18 protein-coding genes and 1 tRNA gene are annotated in these 17,335 nt (G+C 71.4%); 13 read left to right on the plus strand and 6 right to left on the minus strand.

Annotated features, from left to right (window positions below):
• Positions 1 to 31 precede the first annotated feature (31 nt).
• Positions 32 to 1,189 carry an ROK family transcriptional regulator gene (locus BJ963_RS01845; protein ID WP_089912666.1) on the minus strand — a complete coding sequence of 386 codons (1,158 nt, stop codon included), beginning with the start codon at positions 1,187 to 1,189 and terminating at the stop codon, positions 32 to 34.
• A 169-nt stretch (positions 1,190 to 1,358) separates the two neighbouring features.
• Here BJ963_RS01845 and BJ963_RS01850 point away from each other — a divergent pair, with 169 nt between their 5' ends.
• Complete coding sequence (locus BJ963_RS01850; RefSeq protein ID WP_179454201.1) at positions 1,359 to 1,916, plus strand: COG4315 family predicted lipoprotein; 558 nt, start codon at positions 1,359 to 1,361, stop codon at positions 1,914 to 1,916.
• An 18-nt stretch (positions 1,917 to 1,934) separates the two neighbouring features.
• Here BJ963_RS01850 and BJ963_RS01855 read toward each other — a convergent pair whose 3' ends face one another.
• Positions 1,935 to 2,930, minus strand: a complete 996-nt coding sequence (locus BJ963_RS01855) for an SDR family oxidoreductase (protein WP_179454203.1) — start codon at positions 2,928 to 2,930, stop codon at positions 1,935 to 1,937.
• A gap of 156 nt (positions 2,931 to 3,086) precedes the next feature.
• On the opposite strand from BJ963_RS01855, the gene BJ963_RS01860 reads away from it, so the two are divergent.
• Together BJ963_RS01860 and BJ963_RS01865 are read left to right on the plus strand one after the other, a co-directional pair.
• Positions 3,087 to 4,322 (plus strand): mechanosensitive ion channel domain-containing protein, encoded by a 1,236-nt coding sequence (locus tag BJ963_RS01860; protein WP_179454205.1) that lies wholly within the window; start codon positions 3,087 to 3,089, stop codon positions 4,320 to 4,322.
• Positions 4,319 to 4,747: a hypothetical protein gene (locus BJ963_RS01865; RefSeq protein WP_089912656.1), complete on the plus strand. Its 429-nt coding sequence runs from the start codon at positions 4,319 to 4,321 to the stop codon at positions 4,745 to 4,747. The genes BJ963_RS01860 and BJ963_RS01865 overlap by 4 nt, the downstream gene beginning before the upstream one ends.
• Position 4,748: 1 nt before the next feature.
• Here BJ963_RS01865 and BJ963_RS01870 read toward each other — a convergent pair whose 3' ends face one another.
• On the minus strand, positions 4,749 to 5,474 hold the full coding sequence (locus BJ963_RS01870; protein WP_179454207.1) for an alpha/beta fold hydrolase: 726 nt from the start codon (positions 5,472 to 5,474) through the stop codon (positions 4,749 to 4,751).
• A gap of 211 nt (positions 5,475 to 5,685) precedes the next feature.
• Here BJ963_RS01870 and msrB point away from each other — a divergent pair, with 211 nt between their 5' ends.
• The 4 genes from msrB to BJ963_RS01890 all read left to right on the plus strand — a co-directional run bounded on the left by msrB (position 5,686) and on the right by BJ963_RS01890 (position 8,390).
• The gene (msrB, locus tag BJ963_RS01875; protein ID WP_179454209.1) at positions 5,686 to 6,132 is read left to right on the plus strand and encodes a peptide-methionine (R)-S-oxide reductase MsrB; all 447 of its coding nucleotides are present in this window, start codon (positions 5,686 to 5,688) and stop codon (positions 6,130 to 6,132) included.
• Between the two features lie 11 nt (positions 6,133 to 6,143).
• Positions 6,144 to 6,653, plus strand: a complete 510-nt coding sequence (msrA, locus tag BJ963_RS01880; protein WP_089912648.1) for a peptide-methionine (S)-S-oxide reductase MsrA — start codon at positions 6,144 to 6,146, stop codon at positions 6,651 to 6,653.
• Positions 6,654 to 6,720: 67 nt separating this feature from the next.
• Positions 6,721 to 7,581, plus strand: a complete 861-nt coding sequence (locus tag BJ963_RS01885) for an ATP-binding cassette domain-containing protein (protein ID WP_179454211.1) — start codon at positions 6,721 to 6,723, stop codon at positions 7,579 to 7,581.
• The gene (locus BJ963_RS01890; protein ID WP_179454213.1) at positions 7,578 to 8,390 is read left to right on the plus strand and encodes an ABC transporter permease; all 813 of its coding nucleotides are present in this window, start codon (positions 7,578 to 7,580) and stop codon (positions 8,388 to 8,390) included. Before BJ963_RS01885 ends, BJ963_RS01890 begins: the two co-directional genes overlap by 4 nt.
• 27 nt (positions 8,391 to 8,417) lie before the next feature.
• On the opposite strand, the gene rlmC is transcribed toward BJ963_RS01890, so the two are convergent.
• Positions 8,418 to 9,542, minus strand: a complete 1,125-nt coding sequence (gene rlmC / locus BJ963_RS01895) for a 23S rRNA (uracil(747)-C(5))-methyltransferase RlmC (RefSeq protein WP_179454215.1) — start codon at positions 9,540 to 9,542, stop codon at positions 8,418 to 8,420.
• A gap of 130 nt (positions 9,543 to 9,672) precedes the next feature.
• Between rlmC and BJ963_RS01900 the strand changes: the two genes are divergently transcribed.
• Genes BJ963_RS01900 through BJ963_RS01915 form a run of 4 tightly spaced genes read left to right on the plus strand, consistent with a single transcriptional unit; the run spans position 9,673 to position 13,843 of the window.
• A complete protein-coding gene (locus BJ963_RS01900) occupies positions 9,673 to 10,458 on the plus strand; it encodes a DeoR/GlpR family DNA-binding transcription regulator (protein WP_343037213.1) in 786 nt (261 codons plus the stop codon).
• A complete protein-coding gene (locus BJ963_RS01905; protein ID WP_179454217.1) occupies positions 10,455 to 11,405 on the plus strand; it encodes a 1-phosphofructokinase family hexose kinase in 951 nt (316 codons plus the stop codon). The genes BJ963_RS01900 and BJ963_RS01905 overlap by 4 nt, the downstream gene beginning before the upstream one ends.
• 32 nt (positions 11,406 to 11,437) lie before the next feature.
• On the plus strand, positions 11,438 to 13,525 hold the full coding sequence (locus tag BJ963_RS01910; protein WP_179454219.1) for a fructose-specific PTS transporter subunit EIIC: 2,088 nt from the start codon (positions 11,438 to 11,440) through the stop codon (positions 13,523 to 13,525).
• 48 nt (positions 13,526 to 13,573) lie between these two features.
• A complete protein-coding gene (locus tag BJ963_RS01915; protein WP_089912627.1) occupies positions 13,574 to 13,843 on the plus strand; it encodes an HPr family phosphocarrier protein in 270 nt (89 codons plus the stop codon).
• A gap of 31 nt (positions 13,844 to 13,874) precedes the next feature.
• Here BJ963_RS01915 and BJ963_RS01920 read toward each other — a convergent pair.
• Together BJ963_RS01920 and BJ963_RS01925 are read right to left on the minus strand one after the other, a co-directional pair.
• Positions 13,875 to 13,950: transfer RNA gene (locus BJ963_RS01920), tRNA-Arg, on the minus strand.
• 68 nt (positions 13,951 to 14,018) lie between these two features.
• A complete protein-coding gene (locus BJ963_RS01925) occupies positions 14,019 to 14,639 on the minus strand; it encodes an iron ABC transporter ATP-binding protein (RefSeq protein ID WP_179454221.1) in 621 nt (206 codons plus the stop codon).
• 138 nt (positions 14,640 to 14,777) lie between these two features.
• Between BJ963_RS01925 and argS the strand changes: the two genes are divergently transcribed.
• Positions 14,778 to 16,466 (plus strand): arginine--tRNA ligase, encoded by a 1,689-nt coding sequence (argS, locus tag BJ963_RS01930; RefSeq protein WP_179454223.1) that lies wholly within the window; start codon positions 14,778 to 14,780, stop codon positions 16,464 to 16,466.
• A gap of 7 nt (positions 16,467 to 16,473) precedes the next feature.
• The gene (locus BJ963_RS01935) at positions 16,474 to 17,286 is read left to right on the plus strand and encodes an LmeA family phospholipid-binding protein (RefSeq protein ID WP_179454225.1); all 813 of its coding nucleotides are present in this window, start codon (positions 16,474 to 16,476) and stop codon (positions 17,284 to 17,286) included.
• Positions 17,287 to 17,335 lie beyond the last annotated feature (49 nt).

The following is a 17,335-nucleotide window of genomic DNA, read 5'->3' on the forward strand; positions in this document are numbered from 1 at the left end:
CGGGTGGATGCGGTGATGCGGTCGCGGGGCGCTACGGTGCGATTCGCGACACTTCGGCGAAGAGCGCGTCGCGCACCTCGCCGATGAGGTGCTCCCGGGCTCCGCGGAGCACCGGGTGGGCGTCGACGCCGGTCGCGACGACGCTGCGCTCGCCCCAGGCGGGGCGGAGTTCTGCGGTGACGAGTTCGGCGAGGCGGTCGCCGCCCGCCGAGCCGGTGGGGCCGCCCAGCACGACCAGCTCCGGGTCGAGCAGGGCGAGGACGGGGACGACGCCGACGGCGACGCGCCGGGCGAGCTCGCCGAGGAACGCCTCCCGCGCGCCGGGGTCGCCGTCGACGTGGCCGTCGGACGTCGGCGAGACGCCGTGACGAGCGGCGAGCCGGGCGACGGCGGGGCCTCCGATGAGGTCCTGCAGGTCGTCGGCGTCCGGGTCGAGCTCGGCGGCCGAGCGGGGGATCGGCAGGTAGCCGATCTCGCCGGCGCCGCCGGACGCGCCGCGGTGGACGCTGCCGCCCTGGTCGACCGACAGGCCGAGGCCGTCGCCCATCCAGAGCAGGGCGAAGCCGCCGGTTCCGTGTCCTGCGCCGTCCGTCCGCTCGGCGAGCGCCGCCAGGTTCACGTCGTTGTCGATGCGCACGTCGATGCCGAGCGCGTCGCGCAGCCGCCGGCCGATGCCCTGCTTGGGCCAGCCCGGGAGCGTCTCGATGTAGGTCAGCTCGTCCGTGCGCGGGTCGAGCGCGCCCTGCACGCCGATGCAGACGGCCCGGACCTGGTGGGGGTCGGCGTCGGCCGCGGCGCACGCTGCGTCGACGGCCGTGCGCACATCCTCTTCCGGGGAGCGGCCGGCGAGCGGGGTGACGGCGATGGGCTGTTCCGCGCCGGAGGCGTCGACGACGGTCGATCGCAGGACCTCCGCGTCGATGTCGACCGCGACGCCGAGCATGCGATCCGTCCGGACGGCGTAGCTGGCGGCGTTGGGGCCGCGTCCACCGGAGACCTCGCCCACGACGTGGATGAGCCCGGCCGTCTCGAGCCGTGCGACCATCTGCGCCGCGGTCGGCTTGGAGAGTCCGGAGAGCTCGCCGATGCGGCTGCGGGTGAGGACGCCGTGCTGCAGCAGCAACGACAGCGCCGTGCGGTCGTTGGTCTCGCGCAGCCACCCGGGGGTGCCCCGAACCGGTCCGGTCATCCTCATCCCTTCGTTGGAACGATGCTCTCGCGGAAATGTATCAGGAAAGTTTCTTTATAGTAAAGCTCCTGTTTCCGAAATCCTGTCTGATGGTCCTCTCAGAAAGCCCCGCAGGGTGAACCATCCGCCCCTCGGGCGGCGTGCCCCAGGTGGAAGGGAGCATCCGCTCATGAGAAACACCACCTCACCCACGCGCTTCGCGACGCTGGCGGCCGGAGCCGCCGCCGTCCTCCTGGCGCTCGCCGCCTGCTCGACCACCGGAGGCGGGGGATACTCGGCGCCCGGTTCCGGCGCGTCGACGCCGTCGAGCCCGTCCACGTCGTCCGGTACCTCCGCCGTCGCCCTGAAGACCGGCTCGACCACGCTCGGCACCGTCGTGGTCGACGGAAAGGGTCTCACCGCCTACGTCTTCGACAAGGACACCGCCGGCTCCGGCATGAGCGTCTGCTCCGGGCAGTGCGCCACCCAGTGGCCGGCGATCGAGACCGGCAGCGCGCATCCGACCGTCCAGGGCGTCACCGGGACCGTCGGCACGATCACCGGGGTCGACGGCAAGAAGCAGGTCACCCTCGACGGCCACCCGCTGTACACCTACGCGGGCGACTCCTCCGCCGGAGACGTCACCGGCCAGGGGTTCGGCGGCATCTGGTGGGTCGTCGGCGCCGACGGCGCGAAGATCACGTCGTCCTCCTCGACGCCGGGCTCCGGAGGCGGCTACACCAAGTGACGCATCGCGCCCGCGCGCTCAGCCGAATGCGCGGGCGTGCTCGACGAGACGGTCGAACGCCGCATCCAGATCCGGGTCCACTCGCTGGCGCTCCTGGTCGGCGAGGTACCACTCCACGATCTCCCCGGCGCCGCGCGCGAACGGGACCCGCGCGCTGAACCCGGGCACCATCGCCTTGATCTTGCTGTTGTCGAAGTGCATCGAGTGCGCCTTGTCGCCGACGAGACCGGGGCCGGCCTCCGGGATCACGGCGGCGATCGACTCGCTCGCCACGTGGACGAGCTCCGCCTCCACCCCCAGCGCCTCCGCCAGATAGCAGTAGATCTGATCCCACGTCGGAGCCTCGTCTCCGGTGATGTGGAACGCGTCGCCGACGGCCTCAGGGCGGCCGAGCAGTCCCACGAAGGCCACCGCGAAGTCGGTGTTGTGCGTGATCGTCCAGCGGCTCGTCCCGTCGCCGTGCACCACGACGGGGGCGCCGCGCCGCATCCGCTCGAGGTCCGTCCAGTGCCCGGTCGTCGGGATCATCGTGCGGTCGTAGGTGTGCGACGGCCGCACGATCGTGACGGGGAAGCCGCGCTCGCGGTACGCCTCCATCAGCGCATCCTCACAGGCGATCTTGTCGCGCGAGTACTGCCAGAACGGGTTGCGCAGCGCGGTGGACTCGGTCACCGGCACGCGCGACGGCGGCTTCTGGTAGGCGGAGGCGGAACTGATGAAGACGTACTGCCCGACCCGGCCCTCGAAGAGGTTGAAGTCGGTCGAGATGTGATCGGGCGTGAACGCGAGGAACTCGGCGGCGACATCGAAGCTGCGCTCGCCCAGAGCGCTGTGCACGCTCTCCGGGTCGCGGATGTCGGCGTGCAGCACCTCGACGCCGTCCGGGAGGGGACGCGTCGAGCTGTTCCCCCGGTTCACGACGGTGACCTCGTGGCCCTGCTCGAGCGCCTCCGCCACGCACGCCGAGCTGATGACGCCCGTCCCGCCGATGAAGAGTGTCCGTGTCGCTGCCATTCCCGCTCCTTTACGCGTCCTGCGTCCCCGATCGGCGGACGTCCGCCCGAATGGCCAGGCTAGTCCGCTGGCCCCGCGCCCGCGAGGCCGGGTCGACCGTCCGCCGGTCCGCGCGTACACTCCTTCGCGAATTCGACCAGAGGAGTCCTCCCACCCGTGTTCCCCCTCCACAGCTGGCCCGGCCTCGCCGTCGCCTGCCTTCTGGCCGTCGTCGTCGCGGTCGCCGTCACGGCCGTTCTTGCGCTGATCCTGCGCCTGATCGGGCGGAGGAGGCAGTGGCCCGAGCTGCTGATCCGCCATGTCCGCGTGCCGTTCCGGCTGTTCCTGGTCGTGATCGTGCTGTGGATCGCGGTGACGGTCAGCATGCCTCCGGAGGTCTCGACCGCCTGGCGGAACGGCATCCACCACACCTTCCTGATCCTCACGATCGCCACGGGCGTGTGGTTCGCCGCCGCCTTCGTCGTATTCGTGGCCGACCTCGGGCTGGCGCGCTATCGGCTCGATGTGCCCGACAACCGGTACGCCCGCCGGGTGCGCACACAGGTGCTCGTCCTCCGGCGGCTCACCATCGTCGCGGCCGTCGTCATCGGCCTGGGCGCGGTGCTGCTGACGTTCCCCGCGCTGCAGGCGGCGGGCGCGAGCCTGCTGGCCTCCGCCGGCGTCATCGGCATCATCGCCGGTGTCGCCGCCCAGTCGAGCCTCGCCAACCTCTTCGCGGGCATCCAGCTCGCCTTCTCCGACGCCATCCGCATCGACGACGTCGTGGTGGTCGAGCAGCAGTGGGGGACCATCGAGGAGATCACGCTCACCTACGTGGTGGTCCACGTCTGGGACGACCGCCGGCTCGTCCTCCCGTCGACCTACTTCACGACCAAGCCGTTCGAGAACTGGACGCGCCAGCACAGCGAGCTGCTCGGCTCCATCGAGTTCGACCTGGACTGGCGGGTGTCCACCGGCGGGATGCGCGCCGAGCTGAACCGCATCCTCGCCACCACCGACCTCTGGGACCACCGCACCGCCGTGCTCCAGGTCACCGACGCCGTCGGCGGCTGGGTGCGGGTGCGCGTGCTCGTCACGGCCAAGGACGCACCGACCCTGTTCGACCTGCGCTGCCTGGTGCGCGAGCGCCTCATCGACTGGATGCAGCGGTACTCGCCCGCCTCCCTCCCGCGGCAGCGCGTCGAGCTCGTCGAGCCCGCCGAGCCACGTGAGCGGCCGACCCGCGCCCGCAGCGAGGAGGAGGGACGCCTGTTCAGCGGCACACCGGAGAACGAGCAGCGAGCCCAGCAGTTCACGGATGCCATCCCGATCGTGCGCGACGGGGCGGACGACGGCGAGCCGGGATCCGATCGCGGTGACGGGCTGATGACGAGCGACGAGGAGAACCGATGACCGACGGACCGGACGAACAGCACAGACGACCGGACGGCGTCGACGACGCGACGGTGGATGCGCTCGGCAGCCTGAGTGAGGCGCTCGAGGTGGTCGAGCACGCGCGCGGACTGCTCTACGGCTTCCACCGGCTCACCGGGAAGGCCGACTTCACCCTCGGCGAGGCCGTCGGCAAGCTGCGCGACGCCGGCCACGCCGATCTCGCCGACCGCATCGAGCGCGAGCTGGTCGGGCGCAATGTCATCGAGGGGCGGTGGACGTTCCAGATCGTCGAGGACTTCGACGACGGGTACTACGCCCTGTTCCGCGAGCTGGAGCGCGAGGCGCGCGACCGGCTCGCCGGCGGCCGGCGCCACCTCTACGAGGCGGAGCTGAAGGAGCAGCGGCGGACGCACGGCGAACCGGGCCACGAGGCCCGGCCGTGACTCAGGAGAGGGATTCGGCCGCCGCGACGATCGTGCCGGTCACGACATCCGGGGCGGCCAGCATCGACACGTGCCCTGCGGCCGTCTCGATGATCGTCGCCTGCGCACGCTCGGACATCCGCCGCTGGAGTGCTGGCGGGATGATGCGGTCCTCGGTGCCGACGACGGACCAGACCGGGAGGCTCTGCCAGGCGGGCGGGCCGGCCGCGATGACGTTGGCGGCGAGCGCGATCGGCCGCTGACCGGCGGCGATCAGATCCTGGTCGGTCTCGGAGAGGTCCTGGGCGAAGAAGTCGCGGACCGTCGATGCCTTCAGGTAGGCGTCCGCGTCGCCCTCCGGAGCCCCGGGGTAGCCGACGATGTCGAGCACCGTCGTCGGGTCCGGGACGTCGAGGGCGGAGCCGGAGCCGCCGAGCAGGCCGACGACGTTCTCGCCCTCGTCGGGGATGAACGCATCCACGTAGACGAGGGCCCGCACATCACCGCCGCCGAGCCCGGCGCCGCTGATGACGGCGCCGCCGTACGAGTGCCCGGCGAGAACGACCGGCCCCTCGGTGTGCTGCGCGAGGAAGGCGGCGACGTACGCGGCATCCCCTGTCACTCCGCGGAGCAGGTTCGGCGGGGCGTACACGGTGAATCCCCGCGCGCGGAGGTCCGAGATGACGGGGTTCCAGCTGGAGGCGTCCGCCCAGGCGCCGTGGACGAGGACGATGGTGGGGTTCGGCATGGATGTTCCTTCGCTCTGTGCTGTGAACGGATGGGTGACGCTCTCGGAACGCCGCCAGGCTAGGGGGAGGCCGCGGCGCGCGTCTACCCCTCTGCCGCTCATCGTCGGAGCGCACTCGGCGAACTCACAGGATCAGCGGGACCAACCCGGAGTGCCCGCGTGTTCCATCTACTGACGGCGTCGCAGCCAGCGCGCCGCACGAGGAGGAAACGTGACACAGGACTACCGCAAGGACCCGGAGGCCCTCGCTCAGCTGACACCGCGCCAGTACGCGGTGACGCAGGAGGCCGCCACCGAGCCCGCCTTCCGCAACGAGTTCTGGAACAACCACGAGGAGGGGCTGTACGTCGACATCGTGTCGGGGGAGCCGCTGTTCGCGTCCGTGAACAAGTACGACAGCCGCTCCGGGTGGCCGAGCTTCACCGTTCCGGTCGAGCCGGGGAACATCGTCGAGAAGGTCGACCGGACCTACGGGATGGTGCGCACCGAGGTCCGCTCCGCCCACGGTGACAGCCACCTGGGTCACCTGTTCGACGACGGGCCCGCCGAGGCGGGCGGCCTGCGCTATTGCATCAACTCCGCCGCTCTCCGCTTCGTCCCGCTCTCCGAGCTCGACGCCGCGGGCTACGGCGACTACACCACGCTCTTCGAGAAGTAAGGACACAGACAATGACTGAGAAGGCCATCCTCGCCGGTGGGTGTTTCTGGGGCATGCAGGACTTGATCCGCAAGCTCCCCGGCGTGACCAGCACCCGCGTCGGCTACACCGGAGGCGACGTCCCCGACGCCACCTACCGCAACCACGGCACCCACGCCGAGGCGATCGAGATCGAGTACGACCCCGAGCGGACCACTTACCGCGACCTGCTCGAGTTCTTCTTCCAGATCCACGACCCGTCGACCAAGAACCGTCAGGGCAACGACGTCGGCACCAGCTACCGTTCCGCGATCTTCTACGAGAACGACGAGCAGCGCCGCGTCGCCGAGGACACCATCGCCGACGTGGACGCGTCGGGGCTGTGGCCAGGGAAGGTCGTCACCGAGGTGAGCGCCGCGGGTCCGTTCTGGGAGGCCGAGCCGGAGCACCAGGACTACCTGGAGCGCATCCCCTGGGGCTACACCTGCCATTTCGTGCGCCCGGGCTGGAAGCTGCCGAAGCGCGAGACCGCCGCAAGCTGATCCGATACGGGTGCGCGACCGGCCGGGGGACCAGCGTCCACCGGCCGGTCCGCGCCATACTGGGGCCGTGAGCAGCGACAGCGCGGTGACGGTCCGAGGGCTTCGGAAGTCCTACGGGTCGTTCGACGCCGTCCGGGGAATCGACTTCGACATCCGCCGCGGAGAGACCTTCGCCCTGCTGGGCCCGAACGGCGCGGGCAAGAGCACGACCATCGAGATCCTCGAGGGATACCGCGACCGGTCGGCGGGCGAGGTCTCCGTGCTCGGGGTCGACCCGGCCGCGGGCGGGACGAGGTGGAAGGCGCGGCTCGGGATCGTCCTCCAGACCGGCGCGGAGGCGACGAACGTCACCGTCCGCGAGCAGCTCGCGCACTTCGCGCGGTTCTACCCGTCGCCGCGCGACGTCGACGAGGTCATGGCGGCGGTCGGGCTCACCGAGAAGGCGAAGGCCCGGCTCCGCAGCCTCTCCGGCGGCCAGCGGAGGCGGCTCGATGTCGCCCTCGGGGTCATCGGACGGCCCGAGCTGCTGTTCCTCGACGAGCCCACCACGGGGTTCGACCCGGAGGCACGCCACCGATTCTGGGAGCTGATCCGCTCGCTGAAGCGCGAGGGTACCACCATCCTGCTCACCACGCACTACCTCGACGAGGCCGCCCAGCTCAGCGACCGCGCAGCCGTGATCGCCGAGGGCCGCCTGGTCGACATGGGCGCCATCGACCAGCTCGGGGGAGCGGAGGCCCGCGTCCCGATCGTGCGCTGGCGGGAGGCCGACGGCACCCCGCGCTCCGAGCGCACCGACACGCCCGCCGCCCTCGTGGCGCAGCTGACCGCCGCGGCCGGCGGCGAGCCGTCCGACCTCGAGGTCATCCGGCCGAGCCTGGAGGATGTCTACCTCGACCTGGTCCAGCGGGTGGGAGCAGAGTCGTGAGCGCCGTCGGTCTGGGTCTCGAACGCGCCAGGTACGAGACGATCGTGTACTTCCGCCAGCCGGACACGATCTTCTTCACCTTCCTCTTCCCGGTCGTGATGCTCGGCATCTTCTCCGTGGCGTTCCAGGGAATGGGGAACGTCGGCGCGGCGCCGGACGGCACGGGCGGGATCACCCAGGCCGCGTACTACCTCCCCGCCATGATCGCCGCGGGCATCCTGCTCTCCGGCGTCCAGAACCTCGCCGTCGACATCGCGGGGGAGAAGAGCGACGGCACCCTCAAACGGCTCGGCGGCACCCCGCTGCCGGTGATCTCCTACTTCATCGGGAAGATGGGCCAGGTGCTCGCCACCAGCGTGCTGCAGATCGGCCTGCTGCTCGTCGTCGCCCGGCTCGCCTTCGGCGTCGCCCTCCCGGCCTCCGCCGACCTCTGGCTGCGCTTCACGTGGATCTACCTGCTCAGCATCGTGACGTCCGCCGTGCTCGGGATCGCGCTCTCCGCCATCCCGCGCACCGGCCGCAGCGCGACCGCCGTCATCATCCCGATCGTCCTCATCCTGCAGTTCATCTCCGGCGTCTACATCCCCTTCGGCGTGCTGCCCACCTGGCTGCAGAACGTCGCGAGCGTCTTCCCGCTCAAGTGGATCGCCGAGGGGATGCGCAGCGTCTTCCTGCCACAGAGCTTCGAGTCCCGGGAGCCGAGCGGCAGCTGGCAGCTCGGCGGGATCGCGATCGTGCTCTCGGTGTGGCTGGTCGCGGGCCTGCTGGCGAGCAGGATCACGTTCCGCTGGATCCGCAAGGACGCGTGAGCCGGGAGCGGATGGACGCGCGAGCGCTCAGCCCCGCTCGAGCAGCACCGCGACCTCCATGTGCCCGGTCTGCGGGAACATGTCGAGCACCCGCCCGGCCCGCACCCGGTAGGAGGGCATCCGCGCGAGGTCGTGCGCGAGGCTCTTCGGATTGCAGCTGGAGTACACGACGCTTCCGACGCCGGATCCCTCGAGCCACCCGGCGAGCTCGGCGCCGATCCCTCGGCGCGGGGGATTGACGATCACGAGCTCCGGAGGCGTCGCGGCGGAGAGGGCGAACGCCGTCGCGTCGCCGGCCCGGAACGCCACCTGCGGCAGGCCGGCGGCGGCCGCCGTCGCCCGCGCACTCCGCACGGCCTCACGGCTGGTCTCCACGCCGACGACCCGTCGTCCCGGCGCGGCGACATGGAGGGCGAATCCGCCGACGCCGCAGTACAGGTCCCACACCGAGGCCGGGCCGATCTCGTCCACCCAGGCCGCCACCTGGCCGTACAGGGCGGTGGCGACCTCGGTGTTGGTCTGGAAGAAGCTCTGCGGGCGCAGTCGGAGAGACACCGCCCCGACCCGCATGGTGAGCGTCGACTCCCGGGTGAGTACGACCTCCGTGTCGCCCTCGACGACCGCCTTGTGCTCCGGCTGCACGTTGACGGTGACGACGCGGGCGCTCGGCAGGTCGGCGGCCAACCGGCCGAGACCCGCGCGGACCCGCGCGACGGTCTGATCGGACCGCGCGACGAACCGCACCATGAGCTCGCCGTCCGGCGACTCGGTGACGAGCACGTACTTCAGCTCGCCCCGGCGCTCCGGCACGCGGTACGGCTCCAACCGCTGCCGAGTGATGAACCGCGCCAGCACGGGAAGGGCGGCGCGGATCCCGGGCGAGCAGATGCCGCACTCGCGGAGGTCGACTCCGCGTCCTGCCTCGTCGAGGATGCCGATCGTCGGCTGGTCGACCGTGCCGCCGACGACCATCTTGGCCTTGTTGCGATAGCCCGCCTCCGCACTTGCGACCGGCGCGAGCCAGGCGGCGTCGCCGTAGGGGGCGAGCAGCTCCCGGGCCTGGCGGTCCTTGCCATCGAGCTGCTCGGCGTACGGGACGCCCATGAGCGTGCATGACCGGCACACGCCGGCGTCGAAGTACGAGCAATCCATCGGAGTGCCGATTCTACGGGCACGTGCTGTGACACGGTTCGGGCGCACGATCACAACAAAAACCACATCTGAATGTTGTTTTCTCTGTGAACGTGTTGTAACGTGTGGGAAACCAACGGAGGGACACCGCGTGTACGCAATGGAGCGCCAGGGGCTGATCGAGCGGATGCTGCTCGATGACGGCCGCGTCGCCGTCGTCGACCTCGCCCAGCGCTTCGGGGTCACCACCGAGACGGTCCGCCGCGATCTCGACGCTCTCGAGCAGTCCGGGGCCCTCCGCCGGGTGCACGGCGGAGCCGTCGCGGTCGACCGGGTCAGCACCTCCGAGGTCTCCGTCTCCGAGCGCACCGCGCTGCGGGCGGACACGAAGCGGCGCATCGCGGCGCGGGCGCTCGACATCCTCGGAGACGGCTTCCGCGGCTCCCTCTACCTCGACGCGGGAACGACCACCGCCGCCGTCGCAGAGCTCCTGCCCGACCGGCTGACCGGGACGCGCGGCGAAGCCGAGGTCGTCACCCACTCTCTGGCGGTCGCACCGGAACTCGCGGGTGCCGATCGCGTGGCGCTGACCGTGATCGGCGGACGGATCCGCGGCGTCACCGCGGCCGCCGTCGGCGCGGGAACCGTTCGGTCCATCCACTCGCTGCGACCGGACATCGTCTTCGTCGGAGCCAACGGCGTCTCGGCGGGTTTCGGCCTGAGCACGCCCGACCCGGAGGAGGCGGCGGTCAAGGAGGCCATCGTCCGCGCTGCACGCCGGGTCGTCGTGGTGGCCGACTCCAGCAAGTTCCAGCAGGAGTCCCTCGTCGCCTTCGCGCCGCTCGAAGCCATCGACCTGCTCGTGACGGATGCCGCGCCGGAGGGCGAGCTGGCCGAGGCGCTCGCCGCGGCGGATGTCGAGGTGTGGTCCGCATGATCGTCACGCTCACTGCCAACCCGTCGCTGGACCGCTCCGTCACGCTCGACGCGCCGCTGCTGGCCGGCGAGGTCCAGAGCGCTCTCGGCGCGCGCGAGGACGCCGGGGGCAAGGGCATCAACGTCGCCCGCGTGATCGCTGCGGCCGGCGTGCCGGCGCTCGCGGTGCTGCCCCTCGCCGACGACGACCCGTTCGGCGTCGCCCTGCACGCCGCGGGCGTGGCGACGCGCCCGGTCCCGATCCACGGGCACGCCCGCGCGAACCTCACCATCACCGACCCGGCGGGCGTGACCACGAAGCTCAACCTGCCCGGCACGGTCCTCGAACCGGCCGAGAGCGCGGCGCTGGTGGCGGCCGTCGTCGACGCCTGCGAGGGCGCTGAGTGGCTCGTCCTGGCCGGATCGCTCCCGCCCGGGGCGGCCGATGACCTCTATGTGACCGTGATCCGCGCGGTCCGCGACCGCTGGCTCGGGGACGCTCCGAAGATCGCGGTCGACACCTCGGGCGACGCCCTGCGTGCCGCCGTCTTCGACGGACACCCCGACCTCATCAAGCCGAACGAGCTGGAGCTCGCGGAGCTCACCGGCACGGAACAGCCGGACGCCGACGACCTGATCGACGCGGTCCTGGCCGTCGCCCGCCCGCTCGTCCCGGACACCGTCGGCGCCGCTCTGATCACGCTCGGCGCGCACGGCTCCGTCCTGGTCACGGCCGACGGCGCGTTCGTCGCCGAGGCGCCGCGCATCACCGTGCGGAGCACCGTCGGCGCCGGCGACAGCGCGCTCGCGGGCTACCTGCTCGCCGATCGTGCCGGAGCCGACCCTGCGGATCGGCTCGTCGACGCTGTCCGCTACGGCTCGGCCGCCGCATCCCTGCCGGGCACCCAGGCCCCGCGCCCCCTCGATCTGCCGCCGGGCGACATCCGCGTCGCCGCGCTGCATCCCTGAACCCCGACCCCCCGAACACCCTGGAGGACACCGTGTCATCGAAGACCATCATCCCCGAACTCGTCGAACTGGACGTCGGCCACACCGACAAGAGCGAGGTCATCCGCGAGCTCGCCGCGCGCGTCGTCGCACAGGGTCGCGCGACGGATGCCGCCGCCCTGTTCGAGGACGCCTGGGCCCGCGAGCAGAAGGACGAGACCGGGCTGCCGGGCGGCATCGCCATCCCGCACGCCAAGAGCGCGGCCGTGACCGTGCCGTCGCTGGCGTTCGCGCGCCTGACGCCCGGCGTCGACTTCGGCGCCTCCGACGGCCCCGCCGACCTCGTGTTCCTCATCGCCGCACCGGCCGACGCGGCCGAGACCCACCTCGCCGTGCTGTCGAAGCTCGCCCGCAGCCTGATGCTCGACGAGTTCACGGCCGGTCTCCGGGCGGCGAAGACGCCGGAGGACGTGGTCGCCCTCGTCGACCAGGCGATCGGCGAGGCCGAGGCCGGGGCCGTCGCCCCCGAAGCCGTCGCGACGCCGGCCGTGCAGACCCGCCCCGACGTCGAGGACGCCCTGCTCATCGACGGCCGGCCGGCGCGCATCGTCGCCGTCACCTCGTGCGCGACCGGCATCGCGCACACCTTCATGGCCGCCGACGCCCTCACCGCCGCCGGGAAGACGTCCGGGGTCGACCTGGTGGTCGAGCCGCAGGGCTCGAGTGGCTACCAGGCGCTGCCGCAGAGCGTGATCGACGCCGCGGACGCCGTGATCTTCGCCAACGACGTGGATGTGCGCGAGGAGGCCAGGTTCGCCGGCAAGCCGGTCGTCCGCTCCGGGGTGAAGCGCGGCATCGAGCAGCCCGCGGCGCTCGTCGCGGAGGCCGTCGCGGCCGCGAAGAATCCGGCGGGCGCCCGGGTGCAAGCCGGCGCCGGCTCGGCGACCGGCACCGCGGCATCGCCGTCGCAGAACGTCTCGTGGGGCCGCAACATCCAGCGCATCCTGCTCACCGGCGTCAGCTACATGATCCCGTTCGTCGCGGGTGGCGGCCTGCTCGTCGCGATCAGCTTCCTGCCCTTCCTCGGCGGATACGGCATCGCGCTGGCCCACGGCGATGCCGGTGTGAACAACGCCGTGTACACGCTGCAGCACTTCGCGATCTGGAACCTCCCTCCCGAAGGGCTGGGCTACTACCTCGGCGCGATCGCGTTCGAGATCGGCAGCGTGAGCCTCGGCTTCCTGGTGCCCGCCCTCGCCGGCTACATCGCCTTCGCCATCGCCGACCGGCCGGGCATCGCCCCCGGGTTCGTCGCCGGTGCCATCGCCGTCTTCATGAACGCCGGCTTCCTCGGCGGCCTCGTCGGCGGTCTGCTCGCCGGTTTCGCAGCGTGGCTCATCGGGCGGCCGACCGTCCCGCGGTGGCTGCGCGGCCTGATGCCGGTGGTGATCATCCCGCTCGGCGCCTCGATCATCGCCTCCGGGCTGATGCTGCTCATTCTCGGCGCTCCCATCGCCTGGCTGATGACCCAGCTGAACGGATTCCTCAACGGGCTGAGCGGCGGCGGGGCCATCGTGCTCGGCATCATCCTCGGCCTGATGATGTGCTTCGACCTCGGGGGACCGGTCAACAAGGTCGCCTACGCGTTCGCCGTCGCCGGGCTGGCGCAGCAGACGGACGCCAGCTTCCAGGTGATGGCCGCCGTCATGATCGCGGGCATGGTGCCTCCGCTCGGCATGGCTCTCGCGTCCACCGTGCTGTACCGACGCGGCTTCACGGAGGTCGAGCGCGAGAACGGCGCGGCCGCCTGGCTGCTCGGCGCCTCCTTCATCTCCGAGGGCGCGATCCCGTTCGCGGCGGCGGACCCGCTGCGCGTCATCCCCGCCAACCTGGTCGGGGGAGCCGTGGCCGGCGGACTCGCGATGGCTTTCGCCGTCGAGTCGCGCGCTCCGCACGGCGGCGTGTTCGTCTTCTTCGCCATCGACCCGTTGTGGGGCTTCGCCCTGGCGCTCGCCGCCGGAACGGTCACCACCGCTCTGATCGTCACGGCCCTGAAGCGGTTCACCGCCGCCGGGCGGAAGGCGGACGCGATGTCGGCCGAGGCCGCCGAGTCGCCCATCCCGGAAACCGTGGCCGCCTGACCGCGGCTCCCGGCCACCGCACACACACACGCAGAGCAAGGACACTCCATGACCGAACGTCACGCCACCATCGCCAGCGCCTCCGGCCTCCACGCCCGCCCCGCCAAGCTGTTCGTCCAGGCGGTGCAGGAGAAGGCCATCCCGGTCACGATCGCCGTCGGCGACGGACCCGAACTGGATGCGCGCAGCATCCTGTCGCTCATGGGCCTGGCCGCCGGAAAGGGCACGGTCGTCACCCTGCGCTCGGATGCGCCGGGCGCGGAGGGAGCGCTGGACGACCTCGTCGAGCTGCTCGAGACGGACCTCGACGCCGCCTAGCGGCGAACAGGCGGGAGACCGCCGTGGTGGATGGTGCCCCCAGTAGGATTTGAACCTACGGCCTTCTGCTCCGGAGGCAGACGCTCTATCCCCTGAGCTATGGGGGCCAGGGTGTTCTCCAGGCTAGCATCCCGCCGGCCGCCACCGTGAAATCGGCGGCGGCCGTCGGGCGCGTTCAGGAGGCCGGGAGGTTGCCCAGCACGCTCCCCATGAGCGGGGCGGCGTCACCCGGTTCGAAGAACGCGACGGACTCGGCGACGATCCAGTACGGCCCGCGGAAGATCTGCACCTGGCCCGCGTCGCCGGCTTTGAAGTAGCCCTCCACCTGCGGGGGGACGCCGTAGGTCGGCACCGGCTTCGCGGCGGTGATCGCCGCGTTCTTGAGCGACTCGAGGGCGTCCGACGGCGGCTTGGCGATCGCGATCTGCACGACGTCGCCGCTGGTCTGGTTCTTCCAGGCGCAGGCGACGCCCTCCCAGCCGGCGATCTTCTTCTCCAGAGAGCCGTCCTGCGGCGCGTAACCGGGGTCCGCGCCGAAGTTGGGGTTGTACGCGTACAGCTGGTCCAGCGTCAGAACCTGGTCGCAGGTGATCCCGACCGGAGTGGGGGGCGCGGTCGGCGTCACGGCGGGCAGCGGCGTCGCCGACGTCGTCGGCGTCTTCGTCGCGTGCGCGGAGGCAGCCGGCGTCTTCGACGGCGTCGGCGTCGGCGAGCAGCCGGCGAGCGCGACGGAGGCGACGAGGCCTGCCGCGACGGTCGCGGTCAGAAGGCCGGAACGGCGGGTGAGTGAAGGCATTTCGGCTTGTCGTCTTCCTGTTCGGGAGCGCGCGTCGCGATGACCCTATCAACTCGCGCACCCGCGAAGCCGCCGGAGCGCCGGAGGGGACGGGCCGCGACATCGCGGGTCCGTGGCCGCCCGGTAGAATCGATCCTCATGACTCCCGCTGACCTCTCCGCCGCCCTCCTCGACATCGTGACGACGGTGGTCGAGCAGCGACGAGCGGCCGACGCGGAGCTCCCCGAACTCGCTCTCACCGTCGACGACGTGCCCCTGGAGCGGCCGAAGAATCGCGACCACGGCGACTGGGCGTCCAACGTCGCGATGCGGCTCGCGAAGAAGGTCGGCGCGAACCCGCGCGAGCTCGCCGAGCAGATCGCGGCGGCGGCCGCCGGCATCGACGGCGTCGCGTCGGCCGAGGTCGCCGGTCCCGGTTTCATCAACTTCCGCTTGGAGGCCGCAGCCGCCGGCCAGCTGGCCAAGACCATCGTCGAGGCCGGCGACGCGTACGGCCGCGGCGACATCTACGACGGCCTGTCGGTGAATCTGGAGTTCGTCTCGGCCAACCCGACCGGTCCCGTCCACATGGGCGGCGCGCGCTGGGCGGCCGTCGGGGACAGCCTGGCCCGCATCCTGCAGGCCGAGGGCGCCGACGTGACACGCGAGTACTACTTCAACGACCACGGGTCGCAGATCGACCGGTTCGCGCGCAGCCTGCTTGCGGCCTACCTCGGAGAGCCGACGCCGGAGGACGGCTACGGCGGCGGCTACATCGGCGAGATCGCCGACCGGGTGGTCGAGCGTTACGACGGCGACCTGGCGAGCCTCCCGCGCGAGCAGCAGCAGGAGGTGTTCCGCTCGATCGGCACCGAGCTGATGTTCCAGGAGATCAAGGAGCGCCTGCACGCGTTCGGCGTCGACTTCGACGTGTACTTCCACGAGGACTCGCTGCACGCCTCCGGCGCGGTCGAGCGCGCCATCCAGCGTCTCGACGAGCAGGGGCACATCTTCGATGCGGACGGCGCCATCTGGCTGCGCACCACCGCCTTCGGCGACGACCGCGACCGCGTCATCATCCGCTCGAACGGCGAGCCCGCCTACATCTCCGGCGACCTCGGCTACTACCTCGACAAGCGCGAGCGCGGCTTCGAGCAGAACATCATCATGCTGGGCGCCGACCACCACGGCTACATCGGCCGCATGATGGCGATGGTCGAGGCCTTCGGCGACGTCCCGAACGTCAACCTGCAGATCCTCATCGGCCAGATGGTGAACCTGGTGAAGGACGGCGAGCCGGTGCGCATGTCCAAGCGGGCGGGCACGATCGTCACGCTCGACGACCTGGTGGATGCGGTGGGCGTCGACGCCGCCCGCTACGCCCTGGTGCGCTCCTCGACCGACTCGCAGCTCGACATCGACCTCGACCTGCTGACCAAGCGCAGCAACGAGAACCCGGTCTACTACGTGCAGTACGCCCACGCGCGCACCCGCTCGGTCGCCGCGAACGCCGAGAAGGCCGGCGTCGACCACAGCGTCTTCGCGCCGGAGCTGCTCACCCACGAGACCGAGTCGGCGCTGCTGGGCGGTCTGCAGGAGTTCCCGCGCGTCGTCGCGCAGGCGGCCGAGCTGCGCGAGCCGCACCGGGTCGCGCGCTACATCGAGGAGCTCGCGGGGCTGTACCACGCGTGGTACGCGGTCCGCGACGGCTCCACGCGTGTGCTCCCGCACGGCGACGAGCCCGTCACCGACCTGCACCGCACCCGCCTCTGGCTGAACGACGCGACCGGACAGGTCATCCGCAACGGCCTCGGCCTGCTGGGTGTCTCCGCGCCGGACCGGATGTGACGACCGGATGAGCGACGACACCACCCAGGTGATCCCCGAGCCGCAGGCGCCGGGGCCGCAGGCGACAGCGCCGCGCCGCAGGCGACCGCGGTGGCTGCGCCTCCTGCTCGCCATCGGCATCCCGGTCGCCGTGGTGGTCGTCCTGCTCGTGGTGGCCGACACCGCCGTCCGCGCCTACGCCGAGCAGCGGGTGTCCGACGAGATCGAGAAGAACCTGCCCGCCGACATCCGCGGTGAGGTGACGACGCACATCGGCGGCTTCTCCGTGCTGCAGCAGTACCTCTCCGGCTCGTTCCAGCGGGTCGAGCTGGACGCGCCGAAGCTCGTCGTGCAGGGGGCCCCGCTGAGTGCGAAGGTCGTCGCCACGGGCGTCCCCGCCGACTTCTCGAAGCCGATCGCCGACGCGACCGGCACCTTGCGCATCGACCAGACGTCGCTGAACACCCTGGTGAAGATCCCCGGAGCGACCGGCGACATCACTCTCGGCGACGGCACGATCGGCTACGACGGGAAGATCGACCTGCTCGGGCTCCCCGTGGGCTACACGGTGACCGCGACGCCGGAGGCGGCGGGCTCGCAGGTTCTGCTGAAACCGGACAAGGCCAACCTCACGACGGGCGCGGGAGACGTGAACCTCAGCCGTCTGCTCCAGGCCCTCACGTCGCAGGGGCCGTTCCCCGTGTGCGCCGCGCAGTACTTGCCGGCGGGCGTCCAGGTGTCCGACATCCGGGTGACGCCGGGCCATGCGACCGTCGAGCTGACCGCGAGCGACTTCGTCCTCGACCAGAAGTTCCTCAACAGCAAGGGGAGCTGTTCGTAACACGCACCGAGCGTGCCGTGCAGCCTGGATAGACTTCTGCTGTCATCTC

Source organism: Leifsonia soli (assembly GCF_013408745.1).
GTDB lineage: Bacteria > Actinomycetota > Actinomycetes > Actinomycetales > Microbacteriaceae > Leifsonia > Leifsonia soli.

Excerpts from the sequence above, each read along its gene's own strand:
- BJ963_RS01845 (WP_089912666.1), bottom strand. The coding sequence starts at position 1,189 with ATGACCGGACCGGTTCGGGGCACCCCCGGGTGGCTGCGCGAGACCAAC.
- BJ963_RS01850 (WP_179454201.1), top strand. The coding sequence starts at position 1,359 with ATGAGAAACACCACCTCACCCACGCGCTTCGCGACGCTGGCGGCCGGA.
- BJ963_RS01855 (WP_179454203.1), bottom strand. The coding sequence starts at position 2,930 with ATGGCAGCGACACGGACACTCTTCATCGGCGGGACGGGCGTCATCAGC.
- BJ963_RS01865 (WP_089912656.1), top strand. The coding sequence starts at position 4,319 with ATGACCGACGGACCGGACGAACAGCACAGACGACCGGACGGCGTCGAC.
- BJ963_RS01870 (WP_179454207.1), bottom strand. The coding sequence starts at position 5,474 with ATGCCGAACCCCACCATCGTCCTCGTCCACGGCGCCTGGGCGGACGCC.
- msrA (WP_089912648.1), top strand. The coding sequence starts at position 6,144 with ATGACTGAGAAGGCCATCCTCGCCGGTGGGTGTTTCTGGGGCATGCAG.
- rlmC (WP_179454215.1), bottom strand. The coding sequence starts at position 9,542 with ATGGATTGCTCGTACTTCGACGCCGGCGTGTGCCGGTCATGCACGCTC.
- BJ963_RS01905 (WP_179454217.1), top strand. The coding sequence starts at position 10,455 with ATGATCGTCACGCTCACTGCCAACCCGTCGCTGGACCGCTCCGTCACG.
- BJ963_RS01915 (WP_089912627.1), top strand. The coding sequence starts at position 13,574 with ATGACCGAACGTCACGCCACCATCGCCAGCGCCTCCGGCCTCCACGCC.
- BJ963_RS01925 (WP_179454221.1), bottom strand. The coding sequence starts at position 14,639 with ATGCCTTCACTCACCCGCCGTTCCGGCCTTCTGACCGCGACCGTCGCG.
- argS (WP_179454223.1), top strand. The coding sequence starts at position 14,778 with ATGACTCCCGCTGACCTCTCCGCCGCCCTCCTCGACATCGTGACGACG.
- BJ963_RS01935 (WP_179454225.1), top strand. The coding sequence starts at position 16,474 with ATGAGCGACGACACCACCCAGGTGATCCCCGAGCCGCAGGCGCCGGGG.